General features: G+C 47.2%; 18 protein-coding genes. 9 read left to right on the forward strand and 9 right to left on the reverse strand.

Going from position 1 to position 21394, the window contains the following annotated elements; all coding sequences use genetic code 11:
* Positions 1–99: 99 nt before the first annotated feature.
* Entirely contained in the window at positions 100–258 is a 159-nt protein-coding gene (locus tag QUA20_RS12230) for a DUF4351 domain-containing protein (RefSeq protein WP_333189099.1), read from the reverse strand.
* A 191-nt stretch (positions 259–449) separates the two neighbouring features.
* On the opposite strand from QUA20_RS12230, the gene QUA20_RS12235 reads away from it, so the two are divergent.
* A complete protein-coding gene (locus QUA20_RS12235; protein WP_333189100.1) occupies positions 450–725 on the forward strand; it encodes a hypothetical protein in 276 nt (91 codons plus the stop codon).
* Here the strand turns inward: QUA20_RS12235 and QUA20_RS12240 are convergent.
* Entirely contained in the window at positions 687–1049 is a 363-nt protein-coding gene (locus QUA20_RS12240) for a hypothetical protein (RefSeq protein WP_333189101.1), read from the reverse strand. The two genes, QUA20_RS12235 and QUA20_RS12240, sit on opposite strands and share 39 nt — an antisense overlap.
* Positions 1050–1211: 162 nt before the next feature.
* Here QUA20_RS12240 and QUA20_RS12245 point away from each other — a divergent pair, with 162 nt between their 5' ends.
* Positions 1212–1364, forward strand: coding sequence for a hypothetical protein (locus QUA20_RS12245; RefSeq protein WP_333189102.1), 153 nt, complete (start codon positions 1212–1214; stop codon positions 1362–1364).
* A 38-nt stretch (positions 1365–1402) separates the two neighbouring features.
* On the opposite strand, the gene QUA20_RS12250 is transcribed toward QUA20_RS12245, so the two are convergent.
* Complete coding sequence (locus QUA20_RS12250; RefSeq protein ID WP_333189103.1) at positions 1403–8080, reverse strand: translocation/assembly module TamB domain-containing protein; 6678 nt, start codon at positions 8078–8080, stop codon at positions 1403–1405.
* Positions 8081–8515: 435 nt separating this feature from the next.
* Here QUA20_RS12250 and QUA20_RS12255 point away from each other — a divergent pair, with 435 nt between their 5' ends.
* Entirely contained in the window at positions 8516–8890 is a 375-nt protein-coding gene (locus tag QUA20_RS12255; RefSeq protein WP_172192320.1) for a DUF3110 domain-containing protein, read from the forward strand.
* A gap of 217 nt (positions 8891–9107) precedes the next feature.
* The gene (gene murQ, locus QUA20_RS12260) at positions 9108–10022 is read left to right on the forward strand and encodes an N-acetylmuramic acid 6-phosphate etherase (RefSeq protein WP_333189104.1); all 915 of its coding nucleotides are present in this window, start codon (positions 9108–9110) and stop codon (positions 10020–10022) included.
* Between the two features lie 165 nt (positions 10023–10187).
* On the opposite strand, the gene QUA20_RS12265 is transcribed toward murQ, so the two are convergent.
* Positions 10188–10718 (reverse strand): adenylate kinase, encoded by a 531-nt coding sequence (locus QUA20_RS12265; protein WP_333189105.1) that lies wholly within the window; start codon positions 10716–10718, stop codon positions 10188–10190.
* A gap of 440 nt (positions 10719–11158) precedes the next feature.
* Here QUA20_RS12265 and QUA20_RS12270 point away from each other — a divergent pair, with 440 nt between their 5' ends.
* A complete protein-coding gene (locus QUA20_RS12270; protein WP_333189106.1) occupies positions 11159–12799 on the forward strand; it encodes a bifunctional diguanylate cyclase/phosphodiesterase in 1641 nt (546 codons plus the stop codon).
* Positions 12800–13023: 224 nt separating this feature from the next.
* Here QUA20_RS12270 and QUA20_RS12275 read toward each other — a convergent pair whose 3' ends face one another.
* The 3 genes from QUA20_RS12275 to QUA20_RS12285 form a co-directional block, all read right to left on the reverse strand.
* A complete protein-coding gene (locus tag QUA20_RS12275; RefSeq protein ID WP_333189107.1) occupies positions 13024–14310 on the reverse strand; it encodes a CAP domain-containing protein in 1287 nt (428 codons plus the stop codon).
* A gap of 481 nt (positions 14311–14791) precedes the next feature.
* Complete coding sequence (gene nblB / locus QUA20_RS12280; protein ID WP_333189108.1) at positions 14792–15466, reverse strand: phycobilisome degradation protein NblB; 675 nt, start codon at positions 15464–15466, stop codon at positions 14792–14794.
* A 120-nt stretch (positions 15467–15586) separates the two neighbouring features.
* Entirely contained in the window at positions 15587–16048 is a 462-nt protein-coding gene (locus tag QUA20_RS12285) for a CBS domain-containing protein (RefSeq protein ID WP_333189183.1), read from the reverse strand.
* Between the two features lie 244 nt (positions 16049–16292).
* Here QUA20_RS12285 and QUA20_RS12290 point away from each other — a divergent pair, with 244 nt between their 5' ends.
* The 3 genes from QUA20_RS12290 to QUA20_RS12300 all read left to right on the forward strand — a co-directional run bounded on the left by QUA20_RS12290 (position 16293) and on the right by QUA20_RS12300 (position 19257).
* Positions 16293–16619, forward strand: a complete 327-nt coding sequence (locus tag QUA20_RS12290; protein WP_333189109.1) for a (2Fe-2S) ferredoxin domain-containing protein — start codon at positions 16293–16295, stop codon at positions 16617–16619.
* A 75-nt stretch (positions 16620–16694) separates the two neighbouring features.
* Positions 16695–18143 (forward strand): D-alanyl-D-alanine carboxypeptidase/D-alanyl-D-alanine endopeptidase, encoded by a 1449-nt coding sequence (gene dacB, locus QUA20_RS12295; protein ID WP_445304672.1) that lies wholly within the window; start codon positions 16695–16697, stop codon positions 18141–18143.
* A gap of 217 nt (positions 18144–18360) precedes the next feature.
* Entirely contained in the window at positions 18361–19257 is an 897-nt protein-coding gene (locus QUA20_RS12300; RefSeq protein ID WP_333189111.1) for an alpha/beta hydrolase, read from the forward strand.
* 116 nt (positions 19258–19373) lie between these two features.
* Here the strand turns inward: QUA20_RS12300 and QUA20_RS12305 are convergent, their stop codons facing one another.
* Together QUA20_RS12305 and QUA20_RS12310 are read right to left on the reverse strand one after the other, a co-directional pair.
* On the reverse strand, positions 19374–19598 hold the full coding sequence (locus QUA20_RS12305; protein ID WP_172191715.1) for a response regulator transcription factor: 225 nt from the start codon (positions 19596–19598) through the stop codon (positions 19374–19376).
* A 29-nt stretch (positions 19599–19627) separates the two neighbouring features.
* Positions 19628–20101, reverse strand: coding sequence for a Coq4 family protein (locus QUA20_RS12310; RefSeq protein WP_333189112.1), 474 nt, complete (start codon positions 20099–20101; stop codon positions 19628–19630).
* A gap of 561 nt (positions 20102–20662) precedes the next feature.
* On the opposite strand from QUA20_RS12310, the gene QUA20_RS12315 reads away from it, so the two are divergent.
* Positions 20663–21382: a hypothetical protein gene (locus QUA20_RS12315; RefSeq protein WP_333189113.1), complete on the forward strand. Its 720-nt coding sequence runs from the start codon at positions 20663–20665 to the stop codon at positions 21380–21382.
* Positions 21383–21394 lie beyond the last annotated feature (12 nt).

Here is a 21394-nt window from a genome sequence, read left to right on the forward strand (position 1 = left end):
TAAAGGAGCCCCCGAATTTATCCGTGGGGTCAATGCTTCAATTCTTTAATCTAAAATCTAAAATCTAAAATCGATTGACTCTCTTTTTAACTCATCAGTTCATCCCGCCGCCGACTCCAACCAGGCGATCAAATCCTCTTGACTCCTAAAATCCAACAAAGCCTCTCCCAAATCATCTAACTGTTCCCCAGATAACCCCTGGATGCTAGTTTGAACTTCCTGTGTAACATCACCCACCCACCGCACGATCGGACGCATAATTAATCCTATTTCCCCCTCAATTTTACCCCTTTGGATTTCTTGTTCGATTCCTTGGGGGCGGCGTTGAGTACCTGCATTTCAACAATCACGGTTTTTTGGCGGTAATCTTGGCTTTGACATCCAGGTAAGTGTCTTTCAATCCTGTAACGATTCCTGCTAAATAAGGGTAAATGATTTCTATTTCTTAGATGGTTGGTTCTCCGTTATACAGCATTGCATTTAGGAAGCTGATTAAAATTTCTGGATGTTCGGAAGCTCAGAATATTCTTTTGAATGCAAAGTCTGCTTTGGGACTGATGAAACGCATATTAGAGAAGGAAGAAGGAAGAAGGAAGAAGGAAGAAGGAAAATGCAATATTTTAGGGATTTTTAGGTTGGTAGTTGCGCTTTACCACCCTGAGCGCAACTACGAAGTTTTTCAATTATCAGCCTGTGGCTTGAGTAGTAGCAGGCGACATAACTAGCTTTCCAGTTATATCCATAGTCGCCAGCTTCAGCACTTCATTAAAAGCTAAACCCCGAATTTTGAGTTCCCACCGAATGCCTTTTGCTTTCATTCGCTTGGCTTTCCGCATATCGACATCAGCAGCTTTTTGATGCAAGAGCAAATATTTCATTGCTGCTGTAGCTTCTACTTTTGTGGGAAATGCAATATAAGTGATAAATCCGCCGTCCCAGTGATTGGCGTTGCGGACACTGCTGATAGTCGCCACTCTCGGACTAAAGCGGTTCCAGTAAAAGTCGCTGTAGCCGATCGACTGTGTATTAACTTGGAGTTTGTTTGCCATTTGACTTAACTCCTATAATCTTGTGTGCGGGGTTTGCAGCACCAATTTGCTGCTGTTACTATTATAGCAAATTAATTGGGAATGGGTATGGGATATGGGGTATTGCGATTATCATGTTCGGTTATACCAATTTAAAAAAGTATTGCTACAGTCCAGAATCTTATGCCAATTATTAAAAGTCGCCCAGCCTCACGCCGCACAGGGCAATGCCGTTTTCCTACAGAATTGGTATTATATCGCTCGGGATCTACAGTGTCGATCGCAGAATATGCGATTGCTTCACTCCGCTGTCGCTGCATTCGCAATGACAATTAATGATTGACGACTGCTGACTGTGAACTGTTGGCTGATGCCTAAAACCTCAATTCATATTCAGCAGTGACGCGGTTGTCTCCTTGAAAATTACTCGAACTTCTGAGTAAAATTTTATCGCTCAATCGATAACGCACAGTAAATTCAGTCGGTTGATTTGCTGACAAAACTCGAATGATTGATGCTGAAATATTGCGCGTGATGTCAAACCCAACTTCTAAACCTAAACCGAGAGAACCCGCACCCGCACTAGAACTAGCTGTTTGTGCTTCGTTGCCTCTAATTCGAGTGGGAAATAAGCGAAATTCGCTCAATCCTGTGGCGTTGGTAACCGCAGATTGAAGGTTGCTCAATAAACCCGCACCGGCTAAATTTGCGATCGCCAGTGTACTGTCTCCCTGTCCCAAAGTTTGCACGAAACTGCCGCCCAATAGCGCTACAATTTCTGTTTCCGATCGACTCGGAGAACTCCTCAACTCCAGGCTTTCCGCCAACTGAGAAGCCCTTCCCTGCACTAACGCTTGAATTCGGACACTCCGCACATTGCCGAAACTTGTCGGTTCGTCTGTTATTTCAGAGGCTACAGATGTGCCGGGAGTGCGGAACCGCGTTACTTCCTGCACCGAAGTTGCTAATCTCACATCCAGCGTCGGATCGAGTCCTTGTCCTGGTACAAAGGTAGCAGTCTGCGCGTATCCTCGATCGAGTCTAAACTCTGTCGTAAACAAATTCACCGACCCGGAAGTCAACCGAATCGTACCGACAGGGCGAAGGTCATCTAAAGTTCCATTCACCGTCAAGCCCCCAGTCGCCTGAAAACTTAATATCGGCGCACTCGTTACCCGAATTCCCCGGCCCAAATTCAGCCGCAAATCGTTCAATCCAACTTCAAAGGAAGGGGAAGTCGGAGTCGCAGGAGAAGCAGAAACCTCAGTTGTAGGGGAAGCAGAAACCTCAGTCGCAGGAGAAGCAGAAGATGTGGAATCAGAATCAGAAGCAGAAGAGGAAGAAGCTAACTCAGTTGTGCCGCCGCCGGGACTCCGGAGAAATACTTCACCGTTGTACAGTTCAATATTACCGCTCAACTGCGGACGCCTAGCCGTGCCCCTTGCCTGCACTTGACCGACTACGCCGCCGCTGTACAATCCTCTGAGGTTCACTGCCAACTTGTCTAAATTTACAGCCAAAGGATTAGCCGCATCCACATCGCCCTCTGCGAAGGGCACAGACAGCGGAATCACGCCAGCGGCCACAACTTCTCCCTGACTCAACTGTCCCCGAATTCCCTCTACCCGAATACGATCGCCCTCAAAGCGCACCGTCCCAGTCAGCCCTGTCAGCGGTTCTGGGAAGGCATTCGCGCGGACGGTTGCATTTTGAAAATTCGCGATTCCTTGCGCTACAGGCTCTTGCAGCGTTCCTCCGACGCGAATTTGCACCTGTCCCTGACCGCTGACCCACGCAACTTGCGGAGTCAATACATTAATAATTGCCAAACCTTCATTTTGCAAATTCGCCCTCAAATCGATTTGATTGCTGTCAGCTTTCACCGCTGCAAAAGGCAACTCAAAAGGCAAACTTCCCTGCACTTCAATCGGTTCGGTTTGAGTTACCAAAGCGCTGCCGCCAAAATTCAGGCGGGCGTTGCTGTAACTAAAACTGCCGTCGGCTTGTTTAATCGGTTCTCCGTTTAGCGTACCCTCAAGCAAACTCAATTCTCCGGTGGCTTGCGGGTTTTCCAAACTGCCGGCCAAATTCGCCCGCAAATTTAAATTTCCCGTGACATCCACAAAAGGCAATTCCACCAGTTTTGCCAACTCTTCCACGGGTACATTTTCTACCCGCAACTGCCCGGATTGAGCTTTTTGCCCGAGTTGTCCCGAAAAGCCGATCGCACTTTTGCCCGATCGAATTTCCAAAGGCAAAACAGTTAAAATCCCCTCCTGAAAACTGCCTTCAATGCTGAACTTTTCAGCGACATATTCTCCCCACTGCCAGTTATCGCCTTTCACGTTAAATTGAGCTTGCACGCCCGTTTGCAAAGAACCGGCGACAGCAATTTCCGCGCCAAAAGTGCCTTGCAATTCAGATAAGGCAGGCAATTTTTCTGATGATTTCACTGCCTGCTGCTGCTGCAAAATAGTTTCAATTTCTGCCAAGCGGCGCAACTGTTCGATTAGCGGGGCATCCGGTTCTCCGACTGCCACAGTTTGCACGTCGCCACTGTCACCGTAAACGGGAGGTTTTAGGCCTCTAGCCAAGTCGCCTAAATTGAAATATTGCAAAGCGGCTAAAACCTGCTGCAAATTGCCTTGCTGGACGTTAACTTTCCCGGCAAATTGCGGGTTTGCGCCTGTTTGAACATTACCGGAAATTAAGTATTGACCGCTGCCTTGGCGGAATATGCCATTTGTGAGAGTGGCGCTGCCGTTAGCGTAGCTAAATTCGGCTTGGAAACTGTCACCTTTAATGTAGCCGATCGCCGGTTGGGCGATCGCAATTTGTCCGCTTGCTTGCAAAGTCGCCGGATTTAACGGCAGCTTCCAACCGGGCACATTTACTTGTCCCGAAACCGTACCGGTAATCGGCCCCAAACCAGCCTCTTTCCCCGGTGATAGATTCAAAGCAGCCAGGGGAAAATCGCTTAAATTAACTCGCAAAGTTTCTCCCTCGGTTTGGCCCCTAGCCACAGATTCCCCGCGTTGAATTAAGAAAGATGTCGGCAGAAAAGATTGATTTAAAGCTACTTCGATTTTGTCGCTGGCGCCGGCCAAACGCAAATCTACACTTTTCCCAGCATCCGCATTCACAGTCCCCGCCAGTACCGGGTCAAAAGCGATTTGATTTACTGCTAAATCCCGCACTTCCACGTCGCCAACTAAGCTGAGGGCGGCGAGGGTTCCGGTGAGGCTGCCGGTAAAATCGACATTGCCGCGCAGGGGTAGGTTTTGCTGTGAGGAATTTTTGTCCGCAATTGCCGACAAAAATCCTAGTTGTTCTGCTGGTAAGGCTTCCAGATTAAAGTTGGCGAGTCTGACATCCAAATCTAAGTTGGAAATTGAGGGCCCTCCTTTACCTGCGAGTTCGACGTTAACAAAGCCATTTGCCGTCAAACCGGGAGTTGTGGCGTTTTCAATTTCTACCCGTTTGCCGTCCCAATTAAATACTGCCTCAAAAGGTTGTTTCAAAAACGGCAATTCCGAGATGCGGAAACTGCCGCCGGCGCGAACTGTTTGCGGGGAAGCGGCAATCGGCCCGGATAAATTGACATTGCCGTTAAACAGTCCTTGAAGCTGGGGTAGATTTGGGGCATCAGATACTTCACCTTGCGCTTGCAAGCTTTGTCGCTGCGACTCAAAAGCCTGCTGGAAGCGACTTAGAGCAATTTGCTGGCCCTCGATTGACGCGCGCCAATTTCCCGATGCGGCGCTGCCTTTAGCATTGACAATTCCTCCGCCGTTGGCGAGTCTAATTTGTCCGTCGCCGTTGGCGGTGATGCCGTTGGCGGTTAGATTATCTACTGTTCCCAAAATGCGGACTTGGCCGTCGAGGGTTCCGTTAATTTCTGGCGGTAAATCCGCTGTCAGCAAACCTGTTTGTTTGAGGGTTTGTTCTAAATTACTGACGGCAATTCCGTTCGTTTCCAGCAAAGCTTGCAAGTTGCCGTTTTCCAATTTTGCCGTAGTATCGATCGCCCCGAGTCGATCGACCAAAATCCGCCCTTCTCCGCTACCACTAATTCCCTTGGCTGTCAAGTTATCCAAACTGCCCGCTGCTTGGAATTCGCCGTTAACTCTGCCGTCAAATCCTTTAGGCAAAGTCGCCGTCAGCGGAAACAGTTGGAGATTGCGAACAGTTTGTTCTAAGCGGCTGAGAATAACTCGATCGGCATCGGCGAAAGCTTGCCAGCGTCTGTCTTCTAATTTACCTCTAAAAGCAAGAGTACCGTCGCCTATATTGAGTTGGCCGCTGCTGCTGACGCCTATGTCAGCGGCGGTTGAATTATCAAGACTGCCGCTAGCTTGAATTTGATTGGATATTTGCCCGTCAAGTGATTGTAGATTTTGGATTTTGGATTTTAGATTGTTGATATTGGCGACTGTTTGGGGATTGTCAGCAGCGAAAGCTAAGCCAACATCTAACAGCGGCAATCCTAAATCTCCTAAGCGCCTGATGGAAGTGCGATCGGTTTCTGCTGTTCCTTGCCAGTTTCCGGCTACCAATTCTCCTTTTAAATTAACATTGCTGCCAGCAAGATTGAGTCTGCCGCTGCCGCTGGCATTGATGCTGCTAGCAGTCAAATTGTCAAGACTTCCCGATGCTGTAAATTGACTCGATAGCAATCCGTCAATCGATTTTAGATTTTGGATTTTGGATTTTAGATTGTTGAGATTGGCAGATTGCTGATTTTCGGGATTGAATGCTGAAGCCACATCTAAAATCGGCAATCCTAAATCTACTAAGCGGCTGATGGAAGTGCGATCGGTTTCTGCTGTTGCTTGCCAGTTTCCCGCTACCAATTCTCCGTTTAAATTGACATTGCTGTCAGCAAAATTGAGCCTACCGTTGCCACTAATATTGATTCCGCCAGCAGTCAAATTGTCAACATTTCCCGCGGCTTTAAATTCACCTGCTAGCTGTCCGCCGAGCGATTTTATATTTTGGATTTTGGATTTTAGATTTTCTAGATTTGCGGTTGAAGTGTTAGAATTAGCACGTTCTAAAAACGGCAAGCCAATATCAATTAATTGATTGACAGCTACTTTTTCAGTGTTGCCAACAACTTGCCAGTTACCCGATTCTAGTTCGCCATTAACATCAACAATACTGTCAGCAATATTCAGCGTTCCTTTGCCCGTCGCAGCGATCGCATTTAAACTCAAATCGTCGAGAGTTCCTGCTGCTTCGACGGTTCCGCTGACCAAACCTGCTAGTTCAGGAGGCAAATTCAGCCCCGGTACGAGTTGCTGCAAACTGTTGAGGGCCAAGCGATCGCCCTCGATCAAAGCTTGCCACTGACGGTCTTTTAGCGCAGCATCCACGTTAACAGAAGCGTTGCCAATTTTCACAACCGTATTTTGCAAATCCGCCGAATTGCCTCCGGCTCGAATTTCGCCCGCAGCGGGGAAAGTCCCTTGCGGTGCTTGCCATTGAACTCTAGCTTGAATGTTGTCTAACGGGCCGAAAACTTGAGCTTTGGCGGAGACAGTGCCAATTTTAACAGTAGCAGGAATCGGGAGAGCGTAAACTTGGGCGAGATTATCTGCCGGCAAGTTTTCAGCTTGCAAATCAAACACCAAACCCGATCGCGAATTCTCACTTCCCAAAGCAATATCAACTTGACCTTTGCCGCCAATTTTACCCCCCGCCGCCGGCACTACCAAAAAATCGCTCAAAGTCAAAGCTAAAGAGGAAAACGGGGGAATAGAAGATTGAGAATTGGGAGTTGGGGTTTGAGCCATTCTCCCGCGTTCCAATTTGAAATTAGTGCTAATACTGTTTAATTGCAGTCGATCGACTGTAGCGGGTTTTGTCGAGGCGATCGTACCTGTCAGCACTGGCAAAGCAACGGTTCCAGTCAGCTTGACATCCGCCTTCACCTCCCCCGCAACAGCAACCGGCAATACTACTTTCTGCCCTAACTCTGTCTCCACCGCACTGACAACACTTGCAAAAGCGACTGGTTGCACGTTCGTTGTCAGATTGAAGCTAGCTTGATCCAAATTAAAATTAGTTCCAGTTGCAACTGTTCCTGCTATTCTCAGCGGAATTAGACCGTAATTAGCCGCCAGACTATCGACAATCACATTAGTTCCCTGAAACCGCAACTGACCGCTGCTATTTTGTATAATTTGTTTCAGCGGAGCAATACTGGCTTGCACTCCTGCAAAACTAGCAGTTCCGGTAATTCCCGATAGTTTATTGTCTCGCACTTGCACGGTCAAATTGCCATTAGCAAGACCTTTTTGTAAAGAAATGCCGGAAACTTTCAGCAAGCGAGCGAGGTCGGGTAAAGGCAAATTTTGACCTTGCAATTGCAGGTTAGTTTGAGCCGCAGGTAACAGAGAATCAGCTTTAAGTATAAAATTATCGCTGTTAGTAAACTGACCGTTTATTTCGTAGAGAACGCGGTGATTTTGGTCGCGAAATAGAGCACTGCCATTTTTGATATTTACAGATATAGGAGCAGAAGTTTTTTGTCCGACTGGGGGACTCGGCACCAAAACTGCCGCGGCATTTTCAGCTCGAATTGCTTCAACTTCAGTTTTAAATAAACCCGGAGATTTCTGCTCCGCAGTTGGAATATTAACCCACCGGCCTTGAGCATCCTGTTCGATATAAGCGCTGGGTTTAACTAAGGTAATATCTAATTTGAGAGTGCGGTTGAACAGCAGCGGCCAAACCGAAAATTGCACTTCCACTGCCTCTGTAGAAGCGTAATCCGGATCGGTAGGAGTTGCAGGTAAAGTCGATCGACCAAACCGCAAACTTGTCAGAGAAAATCCCTCCAAACGTCCGAGTTGCACAGGGCGCTTCAGCAACTGACTGACTTCAGTTTCCACCAAAGGAGCTAACTTCTCCCGCACCCACTGGTGTGCTAGCGCCGCCCCAACCAAGGCGATAATGCCCAATCCCGTACCGCTAAGCAGCACCAGACGCCACCAGCGGCGGTGGGGGCGGGGTGCGAGTTGATTTTTGTTATCGTCCGAGTTAGTCATGGGTGTTTCTCAAAGCTTGTGAGAATTCAGGAATTGGGTGAGGAAATCAGCGGGTTTTAGACAGGTATAATTTCTGTGCTTCGTAAGCGTACCTTCTGCCTTTGGTAGACTCAGGACTGAGGCGGGAAGTGCCGGTGGCGCTTTAGCGAAGCCCGCCCCTACGGGGGCTACGCCAACGCAGAGGATCGAATTTCAAGATTCACGTCCCCCACTCGGGGGCAGAGTCCAAGAACCTTTACCAAACTTAATCAAAACACGCAACACAACCTAACACCAAGTATTCTAACTCCCCAAAATCCTCTCGCTCCCCGCGCGTGCAAGATCGGGAGTCAATCTAAAATCTAAAATCTAAAATCTAAAATTTAAAATCGACTGCTCGGTGGCCCGATCGCTCCTAAGATAAAAAAACGGTGGTTAAGAAGGTCTTTAAAACTTATGCGAGTGTTCGTCTTACTCTTCAATGCCCGCACCGAGAATGAGGGAATTCATACCATTCAACTCGGCGATCGCAATAAAGTTCTGATGTTTGAGTCAGAAGACGACGCCACCCGCTTTGGCGTGATGTTGGAAGCTCAGGATTTCCCAGAGCCCACTGTCGAGGCGATCGACGATGAGGAAATTAAGGAGTTCTGCGATAGTGTTGATTATGATTGGGAACTGGTACCGGCGGGCGCGCTGGCAATTCCGCCAGAAGACAATGTAACACAGACTCAGTGGCAGGCGGAGCTTGAGCCAGAGCCGGAGCCGGATTCTGACGTTTCCCAAAACGAACTGGATTCTATTCGCCGCCGACTCGAAGGACTTTTGTAAAAGGAAGGTGCGGCAACGGATTCTGTAGCGGATTTAACGGATGGATCTTGAGGGAAGAGAGAAGGAGGAAGAGGGAAGAAGGATAAATTTGATATCTTCGAGCTTTTTCAATCCTAGGCTCCATTTGTATATAGAGGCCTCAGGCTGAAGCTGGGACTCTGTATGTCTCCTGACTTCGCTTGAAGGCCGACAACTGACAAATAACAACTGACAAAAAATGAAGAATTTGGAAGAACGGGGGCATCTGCTGACGGAACAGGTGAATGCCAACAGCGAGAATTTAGACCAACTCAGTTCGATCGAATTAGTGGACTTGTTCAACCGGGAAGACGCCCAAACCTTAAGCGCGATCGCCCGTGCCCGCGAACAGTTAGCCCGAGCGATCGACATTGCAGCCGAGTCTCTGCGTCAAGGAGGCCGCCTGTTTTACGTCGGTGCGGGTACTTCCGGGCGTTTGGGCGTGCTGGATGCGGCCGAGTGTCCCCCCACCTTCTGCACGCCGCCAGAACTCGTACAGGGCATAATTGCCGGGGGTGCGGGGGCTTTGGTGCGGAGTTCGGAGGATTTGGAGGATCGGGCTGAGGATGGGGCTGAGGCGATCGGCCACCGTCAAATTACCAACTTAGATGTGGTTGTCGGGATTACGGCTGGAGGTACGACGCCGTTTGTCGCGGGCGCTTTGCAGGCGGCGCGCCAGCGGGGGGCAAAGACTGTGTTTATGGCCTGCGTACCCGTCGAACAAGTGAATTTTGAGGCTGATGTTGATATTCGGTTGTTGGTTGGCCCGGAGGTAGTGGCGGGATCGACGCGCTTGAAAGCCGGTACAGTGACAAAAATGGCTTTAAATATCCTTTCGACTGGGGTAATGGTGAAGCTGGGGAAGGTTTACGGCAATCGGATGGTTGACGTGGCGGTGACTAATAAGAAATTGCGCGATCGGGCTGTGCGGATGTTGCAGGATTTGACTGATTTGAGCCGGGATGAAGCGGGTTTTTTGCTCGAAAAAAGCGGCAAGTCTGTAAAATTAGCTTTGATGATGCACTGGACTGGTTTGGAGAAGGAAGAGTGCGATCGAATTTTGGGCGAGTTTCAAGGGAATTTGCGATCGGCTGTGGCATCAATTAGTCAGTAGTCAACCGATTTTAGATTTTAGATTTTAGATTTTGGATTGAAGAAAGAGACCCCACTGATAAATCCGGCCCCCCAAACCAAATTGCTTTCGGTCAGCAGTCAGTAGTCATTAGTCAGTTGTTATTGGTTATTGGTTATTGGTTATTCCCCATTCCCCATTCCCCATTCAGTTGTCAACTGTCATTTGCGAGATCGATTCCAAAAATTGTGCAATCTCTTCTGCCGATCTGATGTGATAAACACTTTTGGTATTTTGAGCGCGATCGACATACTCGCGATATCTGGGAGTCAAATACTTGTGACACAACCAAAGAGCGCGGTAACTATTAATTGAACTCTTCAATATCGGACTGTTTTCAGGCCAGCCTTCTGGGGGTATAAAGCTACCTGAAATCAGCCGTTTAGTCACCCACCAAAAATGCACGTATAGCGGTAAATCGACAAAAACCAGACTATCCGCCTCATTGAGTCGCAGCCAGAGGGTTTCCATGCAACCAAACCCGTCAATAATCCATCGATCTGTCGCCAGAATTTTCTCATGGGTATGCTTGTATTCTTCATAGTTCACCTCAGCGCCCCCAGATTGATATTGAATCTTATCCAAGATGTAAAGTGGCAAACCAGTGATTTCCGATAATCTCTTGCTGAGAGTTGATTTACCGCCTCCAGCGTTACCAAACACGGCTACTTTTTTCATAATTTCCTTTTTAGTAATTTAGTTATTAGTCATTAGTCATTAGTTATCAGTAGCATACTAAAAGCTGAAGGTCGATCTAATTTGTAGCTTTCAAAAAAGTCAATTTTGTGATTTGTGGCGCGGATCACTGACGTTTTAAAAAAAGGCGATTAGGGTCAGTATATATATTTGTTGTTTGGCGATCGCTTGGATACTTTATCAGACAAGCAATCGCGGCTCGGTATTGTCGATCGATTTGTAAAATATCGGTCAAATCTAAGGCGATCGCTCCTTAGTTAAAAAAGCCGTTTCTGAAGCCAACACACCTAGTACCAGACTGCTGGATACTTTACCCACTTTAAATTCTCAAACCGAGTCCTATGCAACCAAAGCCTAACCTTAATCTATACTCATCCTTGGCGCATCTCCCCTGGCTGAAGAAAAGCTACACTGCCAAAATTATGATGGTTGCATTTTTAGGCACGCACGTTCCTTTGCTAACCTTAATGGTCTGGTTTCTTACCTCAAATGCTTACTCTGTAGAGACATCAGTCCGGGTTCTGCTGATTGCTCTGCTGGCGACATTAGCGGGTACGGCAGCAACGCTTTATACGCTACGCTACCTCCTGGTTCCGGTAATCTTAACCTCGGAGGCTCTACAAAACTACCTCGATACAAAAACATTGCCGAACTTACCCACAGAGTTTGCTGATGAAGTCGGTACGCTGATGGCAAATTCCTCACAAACGCTTTACAAACTAGATGAATTGATTGATTACATTACCCACTACGATAAACTGACTGGATTGCCAAATCGTGACTTATTCTGCGATCGCCTGAATCAAACCCGATCCCAAAATCACTCATCCCTGGTCGCAGTTCTGGTATTGGGTATCGATGATTTGACAGCGATGCGCCATGCGTTGGAGCCTGGGATATCTGACTTACTAATTAGAGCCGTTTCCCAACGGCTGGTACAGTGCATGGATCGGTCAGATCTCTTGGCGCGTTTGGGCGATGGTGAGTTTGCGATCGCTCGCAGCGAACTCCCCTCGCTGGAGAGTGTGGTCAAGCTATCCCAACTGCTGCTGAGTACGCTAGCAAAACCTTTCTCTATAGAGGGCCAACCGATCCACCTCACCGCCAGTCTTGGCATTACATTGAACCATTTAGAAAATACCAATTCTGCAGAGCAACTTCTTCAGCAAGCTCACTTCGCACTTCATCAGGCAAAGCAGCAAGGGCAGAGTCACTATCAATTTTATTCACCCGAAATGAACGTTGAGTTACAGGAGCGACTGATCCTAGAAAATAGCCTGCGCGGAGCGCTGGAGCGTAACGAACTACTGGTTTACTATCAACCGCTGATCGACCTCGACAGCGGACAGGTGACAGCAACGGAGGCGCTGGTTCGCTGGCAGCATTCTACAGAGGGTTTAGTCTCTCCGGCAAAATTTATTCCGATCGCCGAAGCCAATGGCGAGATCGTGCCCATTGGTGAATGGGTCTTGCGAACGGCTTGCGCTCAAACCCGTCGCTGGCAACTGGCTGGGATGCCAGCGCTGCGGATTTCGGTGAATCTGTCGGGTCGACAATTTGAGCAGGCGAATCTGGTTGAGATGGTTCGCCAAATTTTGGCCCAGACCGAACTCGAAGCTGCGTATTTAGAACTGGAAGTGACTGAAACTGCCTTGATGACTGACATTGAGCGATCGGTCAAAACCTTATTGCAACTGCGAGAACTTGGCGTGTCCCTCGCCCTAGACGACTTTGGCACAGGTTATTCTTCCCTCAACTACCTGCAACGGTTTCCGGTTAATATGCTCAAGATCGATCGATCGTTTGTCCGAGATGTACTGTCTAATCCGAACAGCGCCACCATTACTGATGCCATCATTGCTCTGGCAAAAAGTCTGCGGTTAACGATCACCGCAGAAGGCATTGAAACCAAGGAGCAGCGTGATTACCTGCAAGCGCGAGGCTGCGATGAAGGTCAAGGGTTTTACTTCAGTCGCCCTGCTAACGCTGACACGATCGCCAAACTGCTAAACGAGTCGTTTCAGTCTGATGCAGCACCTATCCCTCTTGCCAGCCACGTTTAAGCTGAACCATTAGCTTTCCCTGGTAATGCGATCGTAAACTCAGTATCCATGCCTGCGGTTGAGTTGAATGCGATCGTACCGCCGTGTTTTTCCGTCCATGACTGTATAACAACCAATCTCTCAAAAAAGCCACCCCGATTATACTCTCAAAGTTAAACGTAAAGCGCTCTCGTTTTTAGATTCCTGACTTCTCCAAGAAGTCGGGAATCTGGGTATGCTGTTTTTTAGGCGTTGACAAAAACAGAAGATGCAAGCTGACTTTGACTGACACCCTGCACGATTCCCAAATAATTACTGCCCGATTTAATCCCCGTAGAAGCGATGCTTGCGCCTCCATCCAACTGCAAACTCACAGCTTCAAAAGTCAAGTTTGCAAAACCGATACCGTCAGTCAAACCAATGTTATCGCCGATCGCAAAATCGGCGATCGCATCCGCACTAATTAAAGTAGCCGAAGCAGACAAACCTCCTGCTAAAATAAACGTATCATTTCCGCCACTGCCCGTCAGAATATCTTGACCGCGATCGCCCGCCAACAAATCTTCGCCGTTACCGCCAATCAAGATATCATCTTCTTTACCGCCGCGAATCGTATCGTTACCGTCCGATCCGATTAGTCGATCGTTATCGTTGTTGCCGCCGATAAAATCATTGCCAACACCGCCATCAATTGAATCGGATTCTTTGCCGCCCGATAAGCTGTCATTGCCGCCTGCGCCATTAATTGTATCCGCACCTTGCATTCCATTAATGCTATCAGCACCTTCTCCCCCGCTGATATTATCTTTGCCGGAAAGGGCAAAAATTGGCAATCCCGCAGCATTTATCGGTATTTGACTATCGGCACTATCTGATAGGAAATAATTGCCGCCGCTGGCTGTATTTTTGGGTGCTGTCGTCGGGCTGCCGTCCCCTGTAGCATTGGGTATTGGGGAAATAATCGATACCAATGTGTTGGGAGTTGGTGTGGGAGTTGGTGTGGGTGTTGGTGTGGGTGCGGGATTGACGCTACCGTCAAGAGAAGTCGCAAAAACTTGCGTCCAATAGTGATTCCAATTTTCTGTGCCAGTATCGTCGGCTAAGAAATAGTAACCGATGCCAATTTCTTTGAGATTCGGGTTAAGAATGTTAGCCCGGTGGCCGCTGCTGTTCATCCACGATGATACAACTTGTTCGGGTGTAGAAGAGCCCGCAGCGATGTTTTCTGCTGCCGCTGAAAATTTATAGCCCGTTGCAGTAACCCGACTTGCTAATGACGAACCATCTTTTCCGGTATGGGAAAAGAAATCTTGCAGTGCCATGTTTTGGCTGTGATTTTCCGCCGCATTTAGTAACTGAGTATTTAAGGTTAGCGGGGACAAACCTAATTTACTGCGTTCGATGTTGGTAAGTTCTAAAACTCTATAAATAAAGTTTTGATTGGTTGGAGTTGGTGCGACTTGAGAGGCATATCGCTCTCCTGTTAAAATGTCCGAGGACTGAGAACCAGAATTTTGTAGTTGTTCAAGCATGGGGATGATAAACACTTTTAAGAGTGGGTTTTGCTGGTAGATTGCTTGCCCTCTTAGCGATAGTTTCCCCGATCGCTAGCTGGCTGGGTACATTTCAATAATTGTGTTAACCCATGCCGCTGCTGTATTTATTCTCATTATAGCTGTTGTCAAAGTGCCGATGTCAAGATCCCGGCTCTGGTTGAGAAAGGGAAGAGTGCGATCGACTTTGAGGAGAGTTTACAGGAAATTAGCGATCGCCCGTGGCATCAAGACAATTTGAGATTGGAGATTTGAGATTTTTCTGATTAGTAAGGTTTGCGGTGCGCACCCAGCCCGCTGGCTAGCGGGCTAGAAACCCGGTTTCTACGAGTTTGGCGGACTGTCACGAGAAATATAGGAAGAAACCGGGTTTTTGAATTCTGTGTGCGATCGCGAACGGAGTTTTTAGTAGAATCCTCACAAAAAATTCTAAATTAATTCAAAATTCACACCTCAAAACTCACAACTTTAAAATATTCTCTTGTCCGGCTCTAGCTTCCTGAGCCACTTGCTCAACCTCATCTTTGGCGAGAATTTCCAAAGCTGTCTCTGCTTCTGCACCGCCCAACCGCCCGAGAGCTTGGGCGACTCTGTAACGGATCTGCCAATCTGCATTGGAAGCGTAGGGAAGCAGCAGCGGCAGCCCGCGTTTATCTCCCAATTCACCTAATGCGCTGATTGCAATGGTTTGGATCAATTCGTTTTCAGAAGTGAGGGCATTTTCTAACATCGGAAAGGCTTTCGGATCTCCCATTTCTCCCAAAGCCGCAACGATGCTGAGCTGCACCAGCCATTCAGATGTACTGCTGTAAACTTGCTGCAAATCTTCTAAAGCATCGCTTAATTTCAATGCGCCCAAAGCATCGGCTGCTGCTGCTTGTACGTCGGGTTCGGGGTCGTTGTTCAGGCTGTTTCGCAGTACCTCTAAAGCGTTCGGCAGATTCTGCGTGCCGAGGGTTGATATTTGGCTGACTGCTGCGTAGCGAACCCGGACGTTTTTGTCGCCGATCGCAATTTGAATCAGTTTATAGGCGATCGCCGGATCTAGTTGCCGCAGTTGGTTGACTGCTCGCAGTCTTTCGCCAAAATCCTCGGAATTCAGCAATTGTTCGACAGACTCAGGGGTAATGCTCATCGGATTTTAGATTTTAGATTTTAGATTTTAGATTTGGTAATTGGTAATTGCCAAAAGCGAGCGAGATTTAAGGAGCGATCGACTCATTTTCTGATACAGTCCTGGAACTGCAACAGTTAATTAAGATTCCGCCGCCATCGCTCGAATAATATCTCCCCTAGTGAGGATGCCAATTACTTTGCCAGCAGTATCAAGCACCGGCAATCGGTGGATGCTGCGATCGTGCATCAGTTTTGCAGCTTCTTGGAGAGATTTGTCGGGATCGATGGTAACTGGCTCTGTACTCATCGCTTCTCCTACTGTTTGTCCTAAAGCCTTGTGGAGCTCTCGCTCGTAACGAGATGGATTTTCCAAATAAATCACGCTGTCGAGCACCATGATGTAAGCGGGCGGAGTTACGCCGGTTTCCCGCCACATCAAGTCGGTTTCGGAGATGACTCCTACCAACAAGTCATTCTCATCTACGACGGGAAGACCGCTAATGCGTCGATCGGCTAAAATTTTAATCGCTTCGTTCAAGGGCATTTCGGGTCGCGCCAAAATCGGCTCGCGGCTCATTACATCGGCTACTGTTTTTGGCATGATTAGCGGTTGATTGAGTTGTTGCTCTAAATCGATCATATAGGGAAAGCGTGACACAGACAGAAGAAAGGCAGCTCTGCTGAAAGGATTGGTTTGAAGGTAGAAACAAGGAAAAATTTTGAATGCCAGAATTTTGCTGTTTTTTTCGATCGCACTATACAATTCTGCCGTTTGCCTCCCTCCGGCGAGCCATCTGCCTGACAAGATTGTTAAGATATATTAAAGAGCCGATAAATCCTTACCAATGCCAGAATCTCCAGCCCGAGAACCAGACTCCCAACCAGAACCGCGCTGTGTATTGGTTTGCCAGTATCAATCTTGCCTGAAAAATGGTTCAGCAGCAGTGCTAGCTGCTTTTGAAGCTCAACAAGTTGCAGGGGTAAAAGTTGAGGCCAGTAGCTGTCAGGGACAGTGCAACACTGGCCCGACGGTGCGAGTTACCCCCGACGAAATTTGGTATTGTCGAGTTAAACCGAGTGATGTGCCGTTGATTGTGGAAGAACACCTCAAAGAGGGAAAACCTGTAGAGGCGCTGTTCAATCCGAGAATTCATGCCCGTTATTATTATTAAAATTGACTTGATTCGGTGAAACTTCCCAGCTCGGGCGCATCTAATTTGAATAGTTATTGTTATGGGACTTGCACTTTGAAAATCAAAGGAATTGCGCTTAGTTTGTTAGTCCTAATTCTGGGGCGTCCGTCGGCGGCTGCGGCTCAAACGCAGACGGTTGCTGGGGATATTTGTCCTGGGGAATTGGGGGCGCAAGTAGATGCGATCGCCAACCGTCCAGAATTTAGCCGATCGCGCTGGGGCATTTTGATTCAACCTCTATCTTCTACTGCTACTCTCTACAGCCGCGACGCCCAAAAATATTTTATTCCAGCATCAAATGTCAAGCTGCTAACCACAGCCGCTGCTTTGCAGAAACTCGGTGCAGATTTTCGGATTAAAACATCGGTTTACAGCGGCGAAAATGGGAGTTTGTACGTTGCGGGCAGGGGAGATCCGAGCATTGCTGAGCCTCAATTGAAATCCTTGGCGCAGCAGTTGAAGCAGCGGGGAATCAGTCAAGTAAATGAGTTGATTGGCGATGACAGCTATTTTCAAGGCAGTGCAGTCAATGCGAATTGGGAATGGGAAGACGCGCAAGCAGGCTACGGAGCGCCGATTAACAGTTTAATTTTCAATCAAAACGCGATCGAACTTCTTTTGTCCCCGCAGGATCTCGGGCAACCTCTGAAAGTTACTTTTGCCGAACCAAAGCTGGCAAATCAGTGGCAAATTCAGAACAATTCAGTAACAGTCGCCCAAAGCGAATCTGAGTTTATTGAAGTTGGCCGGGAGTTCGATCGACCTGCAATTCGAGTTAGCGGACAGTTGAAAGTTGGTGCAGAATCAGAACCAGCTTATGTCGCCGTTGTCAACCCAGCTAATAATTTTTTGCAGCATTTTCAGCAAGTCCTGGCGGCTGAGGGAATTCCTGTTAAACAGGCTTTCGTTGCATCTGAGCCTCGCAATTTAAATCAAGAATTAGCTACCGTTGAATCGCCCCCGATGGCGGAATTGGTGAAAGAAACTAATCGAGAAAGCAACAATCTTTATGCAGAAGTTTTATTGAGATTGTTGGGAAAAGTTACAGACAAGATGCCTGTGCCACAAGAGGATACAGGTGAAATCGGTTTGAAAGAGTTAAAAACAGCTTTAACTCAATTAGGAGTAAATCCAAACAGCTACATATTAACCGACGGTTCCGGCTTGTCTCGGCACAATTTAATTAGTCCAGAATCCTTGGTGCAAACTTTGAGATCTATGGCCAATTCACCTGCTGCATCTATTTACCGCCAGTCACTGCCGATCGCGGGCGAGAACGGCACTTTGAAAAATCGCTTAAATATTACACCAAACCGCGTAGTTTTGCAAGCAAAAACAGGAACTTTGAGCGGAGTTTCGGCGCTGTCGGGATATATCGAAGTTCCGAATTACGAGCCGCTGGTGTTTAGCATTATCGTGAATCAATCTGACCTATCGGCTGCAAAAATGCGATCGGCAACTGACGAAATTGTGCTATTATTGAATCGCCTGCGCCGCTGTTAAAACAACAGATTTAAGGTGAGAAAGTTAAGATTAGTAATTACACCTAAAAAACAGAACACCCAAAAACCCTACAAGTTTTAAGTTTAATTAGATTGCAGCGCCGGGACTCGAAAAGCAGCTACAATAAAAGCAGAAACATTAAAACCATTGGGCAGTTTCAGCCTGCTACCAGTCGGCGGGTTCTGTACTTCCCCAAAATAAGTCTAACTTTCCAACTATGAATTCTTTCGATTCCGAACAGCAACACATTTTTGTCGAAACCAACAACATCCGCCTGCACTGCGTTTCTCAAGGAGAAGGCGATCTCGTTCTGCTCCTGCACGGGTTTCCAGAGTTTTGGTACTCTTGGCGCCATCAAATCCCTGCCTTAGCGCGTCATTTCAAGGTTGTGGTGCCGGATTTGCGGGGCTACAACGATTCCGACAAGCCGACAAGCGGCTATGATTTAGATACGCTGAGCGCCGATATTCGCGGTTTGATCGATCGGCTCGGCTATACAAAAGCTCATATTGTCGGTCATGATTGCGGAGGTGCGATCGCGTGGCACTTAGCTCAAAAATTCCCCGAAAAGCTCAACCGCTTGGCAATTTTAAACGCTCCGCACCCGCAGCGATTCGTGCAGGAAATGGCGAGCAATTTAGATCAAATCCGCCGCAGTTGGTACGTTTTGGCTTTTCAGGTTCCCGGCATTCCCGAATGGTTGATCCGGCAAAACTTGAAAGATTTTGTGAAAAATGTTTTTCAAGGACAAGCTGTTCGCAAAGGAGCTTTTAGCGCTGAGGAAACTAAGATTTATCAGACTGCTTTAGAAAAGCCGGGAGTGTTAGCGGCGGCGATGAATTATTACCAGCAGATGTTTCACCCGCAGCGGCTTTGGCATTGGGGACAGAAATTAGAACCTGTGACAGTACCTACTTTGGTGCTTTGGGGAGAAGAAGATGCGTTTTTGAGCCACAAACTTGTAGAAGGTTTAGACCGATTAATTACGGCTCCGTTTAAGTTGAAATTAGTTCCTAACTGCGGTCACTGGATTCAGCAGGAAGCACCGCAAACGGTGAATCGAGAATTGCTGAGTTTTCTGAGAAATTCTTCTCCTTCTTTGGCTTTGGCATAGAAAAAAATTAACGCTTGCAAATAAGAACGGGCAAGATGCCCGTTCCACAAGAAGATTGAATTTTTGTGGAACGGGCATCTTGCCCGTTCTTGATATCTGACAAATTCAACTGTTTGTTAATCCCAGAGCAAATTTTCTTGGATCAGCAGTGCAATCATTGCAGTTCTGGAACAAACACCGAGTTTGATAAAAATCCGCCTTACGTAAGTAGCAACCGTCCAGTGACTGATATTTAAATTTTTGGCAATACATTTGTTTGGCAGGCCTTGGGCTACTAATTGGGCGATCGCTCTTTCCCGTGGACTCAGGCTAATTTCCGGTTTGTCACTTGTGCTTTGCATACTTTTGCAATGAGGTAACGAGTTAAAATCTAATCAATTAAGGGTTGAATTCCGAGTTTTTCTCGAACTTGAGATAAAGGAGTTTCCCAATCAGATGCAACATCCCAGTCTATTAGCCGAGTGGCTAGTTTTCCGTGTTTTAAGCCTTTGATAATTTGTCCGATCGCGCATTTGCCGCCGATCAGTCCAACTAACACTAAAATCGCACAGGAAGGACGAAATACTTGAGCGCGAGTAAACGCTTGAAGTACCAATTCATCTTCTGTTGAAGCTGAAAGACCGGTCAGAACGTGCCAAACGTCGTGGTTTCGCTGAATCCAGTCTCCCGATGCGATCGGCTCAAAGCCTTGTTCGTCTAAAAACCGCGCCACTTCGCACCCTAATGTTCCTGCTGGCAGTTGGCGCAATTTTTCCAAGTCTATTTCAAAAGGTCGATCGCTCTCAATTTGAGGATTAATTGTTCGAGCCATCTTTAATATAACTTCTAATTGACCGTCAGCCATGATTGATTCTCCCTTCAACAATGATTTAAGTTTCGGGCAAATTAATTGGTGTTTGTCAAGTTCATTTTTGCGCTGAATCAAGACGACTTTTTTTACCTACTCAGCTTAGAAACCGTACTTTCTGTCACAGCAATTGGCTTTCAGGAGCTTTTACATTTCTTTACAAACAGCCTCAGAGGTAAAATCTGCCAGTTGTCAAAATCGGGCTAGTGTTAGTTACCGCAACTTGACCCGCCGGGAAGTAACCGTAAAATCCACAGTATCTAGCGGTGATTGGAACTCCCTTACTTACGTATATAAATTTATTCTGCTGCTCATTATTGGAAGCTGCAATGAGTCAGAAGTTGAACCGTGTAAACCAAGCGATGCGGGTGCTAGCAAGTGAAGAGAGTTGAAGGGACCTGAAGTAAGGTGAAGTTATGCAGAGTTGATGCCGGGGATGCTCCCCGCCTAGGGTCAGACGAGTGCGCATTCGCTCAAATGAGTGTCACTCATTTAAGCGACTGGTGAAGTATTTACATACTAGGTATAATAAAGTATAAATTCATAAAAGGTATTGCCATGAAACGACTTAATATTTGGTTTAATGCAGGAGTTTTGTCATTAATTTGGTGCAGTGCTGCTAGCGCTACCACTTATCTTGATCCCAACGGTAAAACTACTTTAAACCTGTCAGAAAAAGGGAACAATCGCAGCAGTTTTTACTTGACCAAAGTAGGCAATCGCGAATTTTTGGGCAATATTAAAGTTACCCGTTCCGAAGGAGCAGCAGGCTCTTATTATTACAACGGAACTTTCAAAGACAGTGCGAGTGGCCCTGGCAAAAAAATTGTTTGTTCTGGAGATATTACCATTGTCACGCGTCAAGTTGGAAGGAGCAGCCAATTGGGAGCTGAAGTTACTTGGAAGGTGAAAGCAGGAGAAAATTGTCCTTCTGTGGGCAAGACAGTTAAAGTAAATTTAGTCGAAGCTTTACCGCGTCCTAATGCAAGTGGCGACTATACTTCTAGCAATGCTAATACTTGGTTGACTGAAACTGCTGGTTCTGGAACTTGGCCATTGTGGCGAATCACCTCACGGGATGGAAAACTCAACTGTCGCCAGACGCCAAACGGAGCAATTAAACAAGTTTACAGCGCGAACAAAGATAAAATTTTCTGTGAACTCAGGGGAACAAATGCCATTAAAATTGAGAAAAATCAACCCTGGCTGCTGACAACAAATGGCTGTTACGTGCGCGCTAATTCTCAATACATTCAGCCAATTTCTTTGCCACAGTAAGTGACAAAAATG

Source organism: Microcoleus sp. Pol7_A1 (genome assembly GCF_036701085.1).
Classification (GTDB): Bacteria; Cyanobacteriota; Cyanobacteriia; order Cyanobacteriales; family Microcoleaceae; genus Microcoleus; species Microcoleus asticus.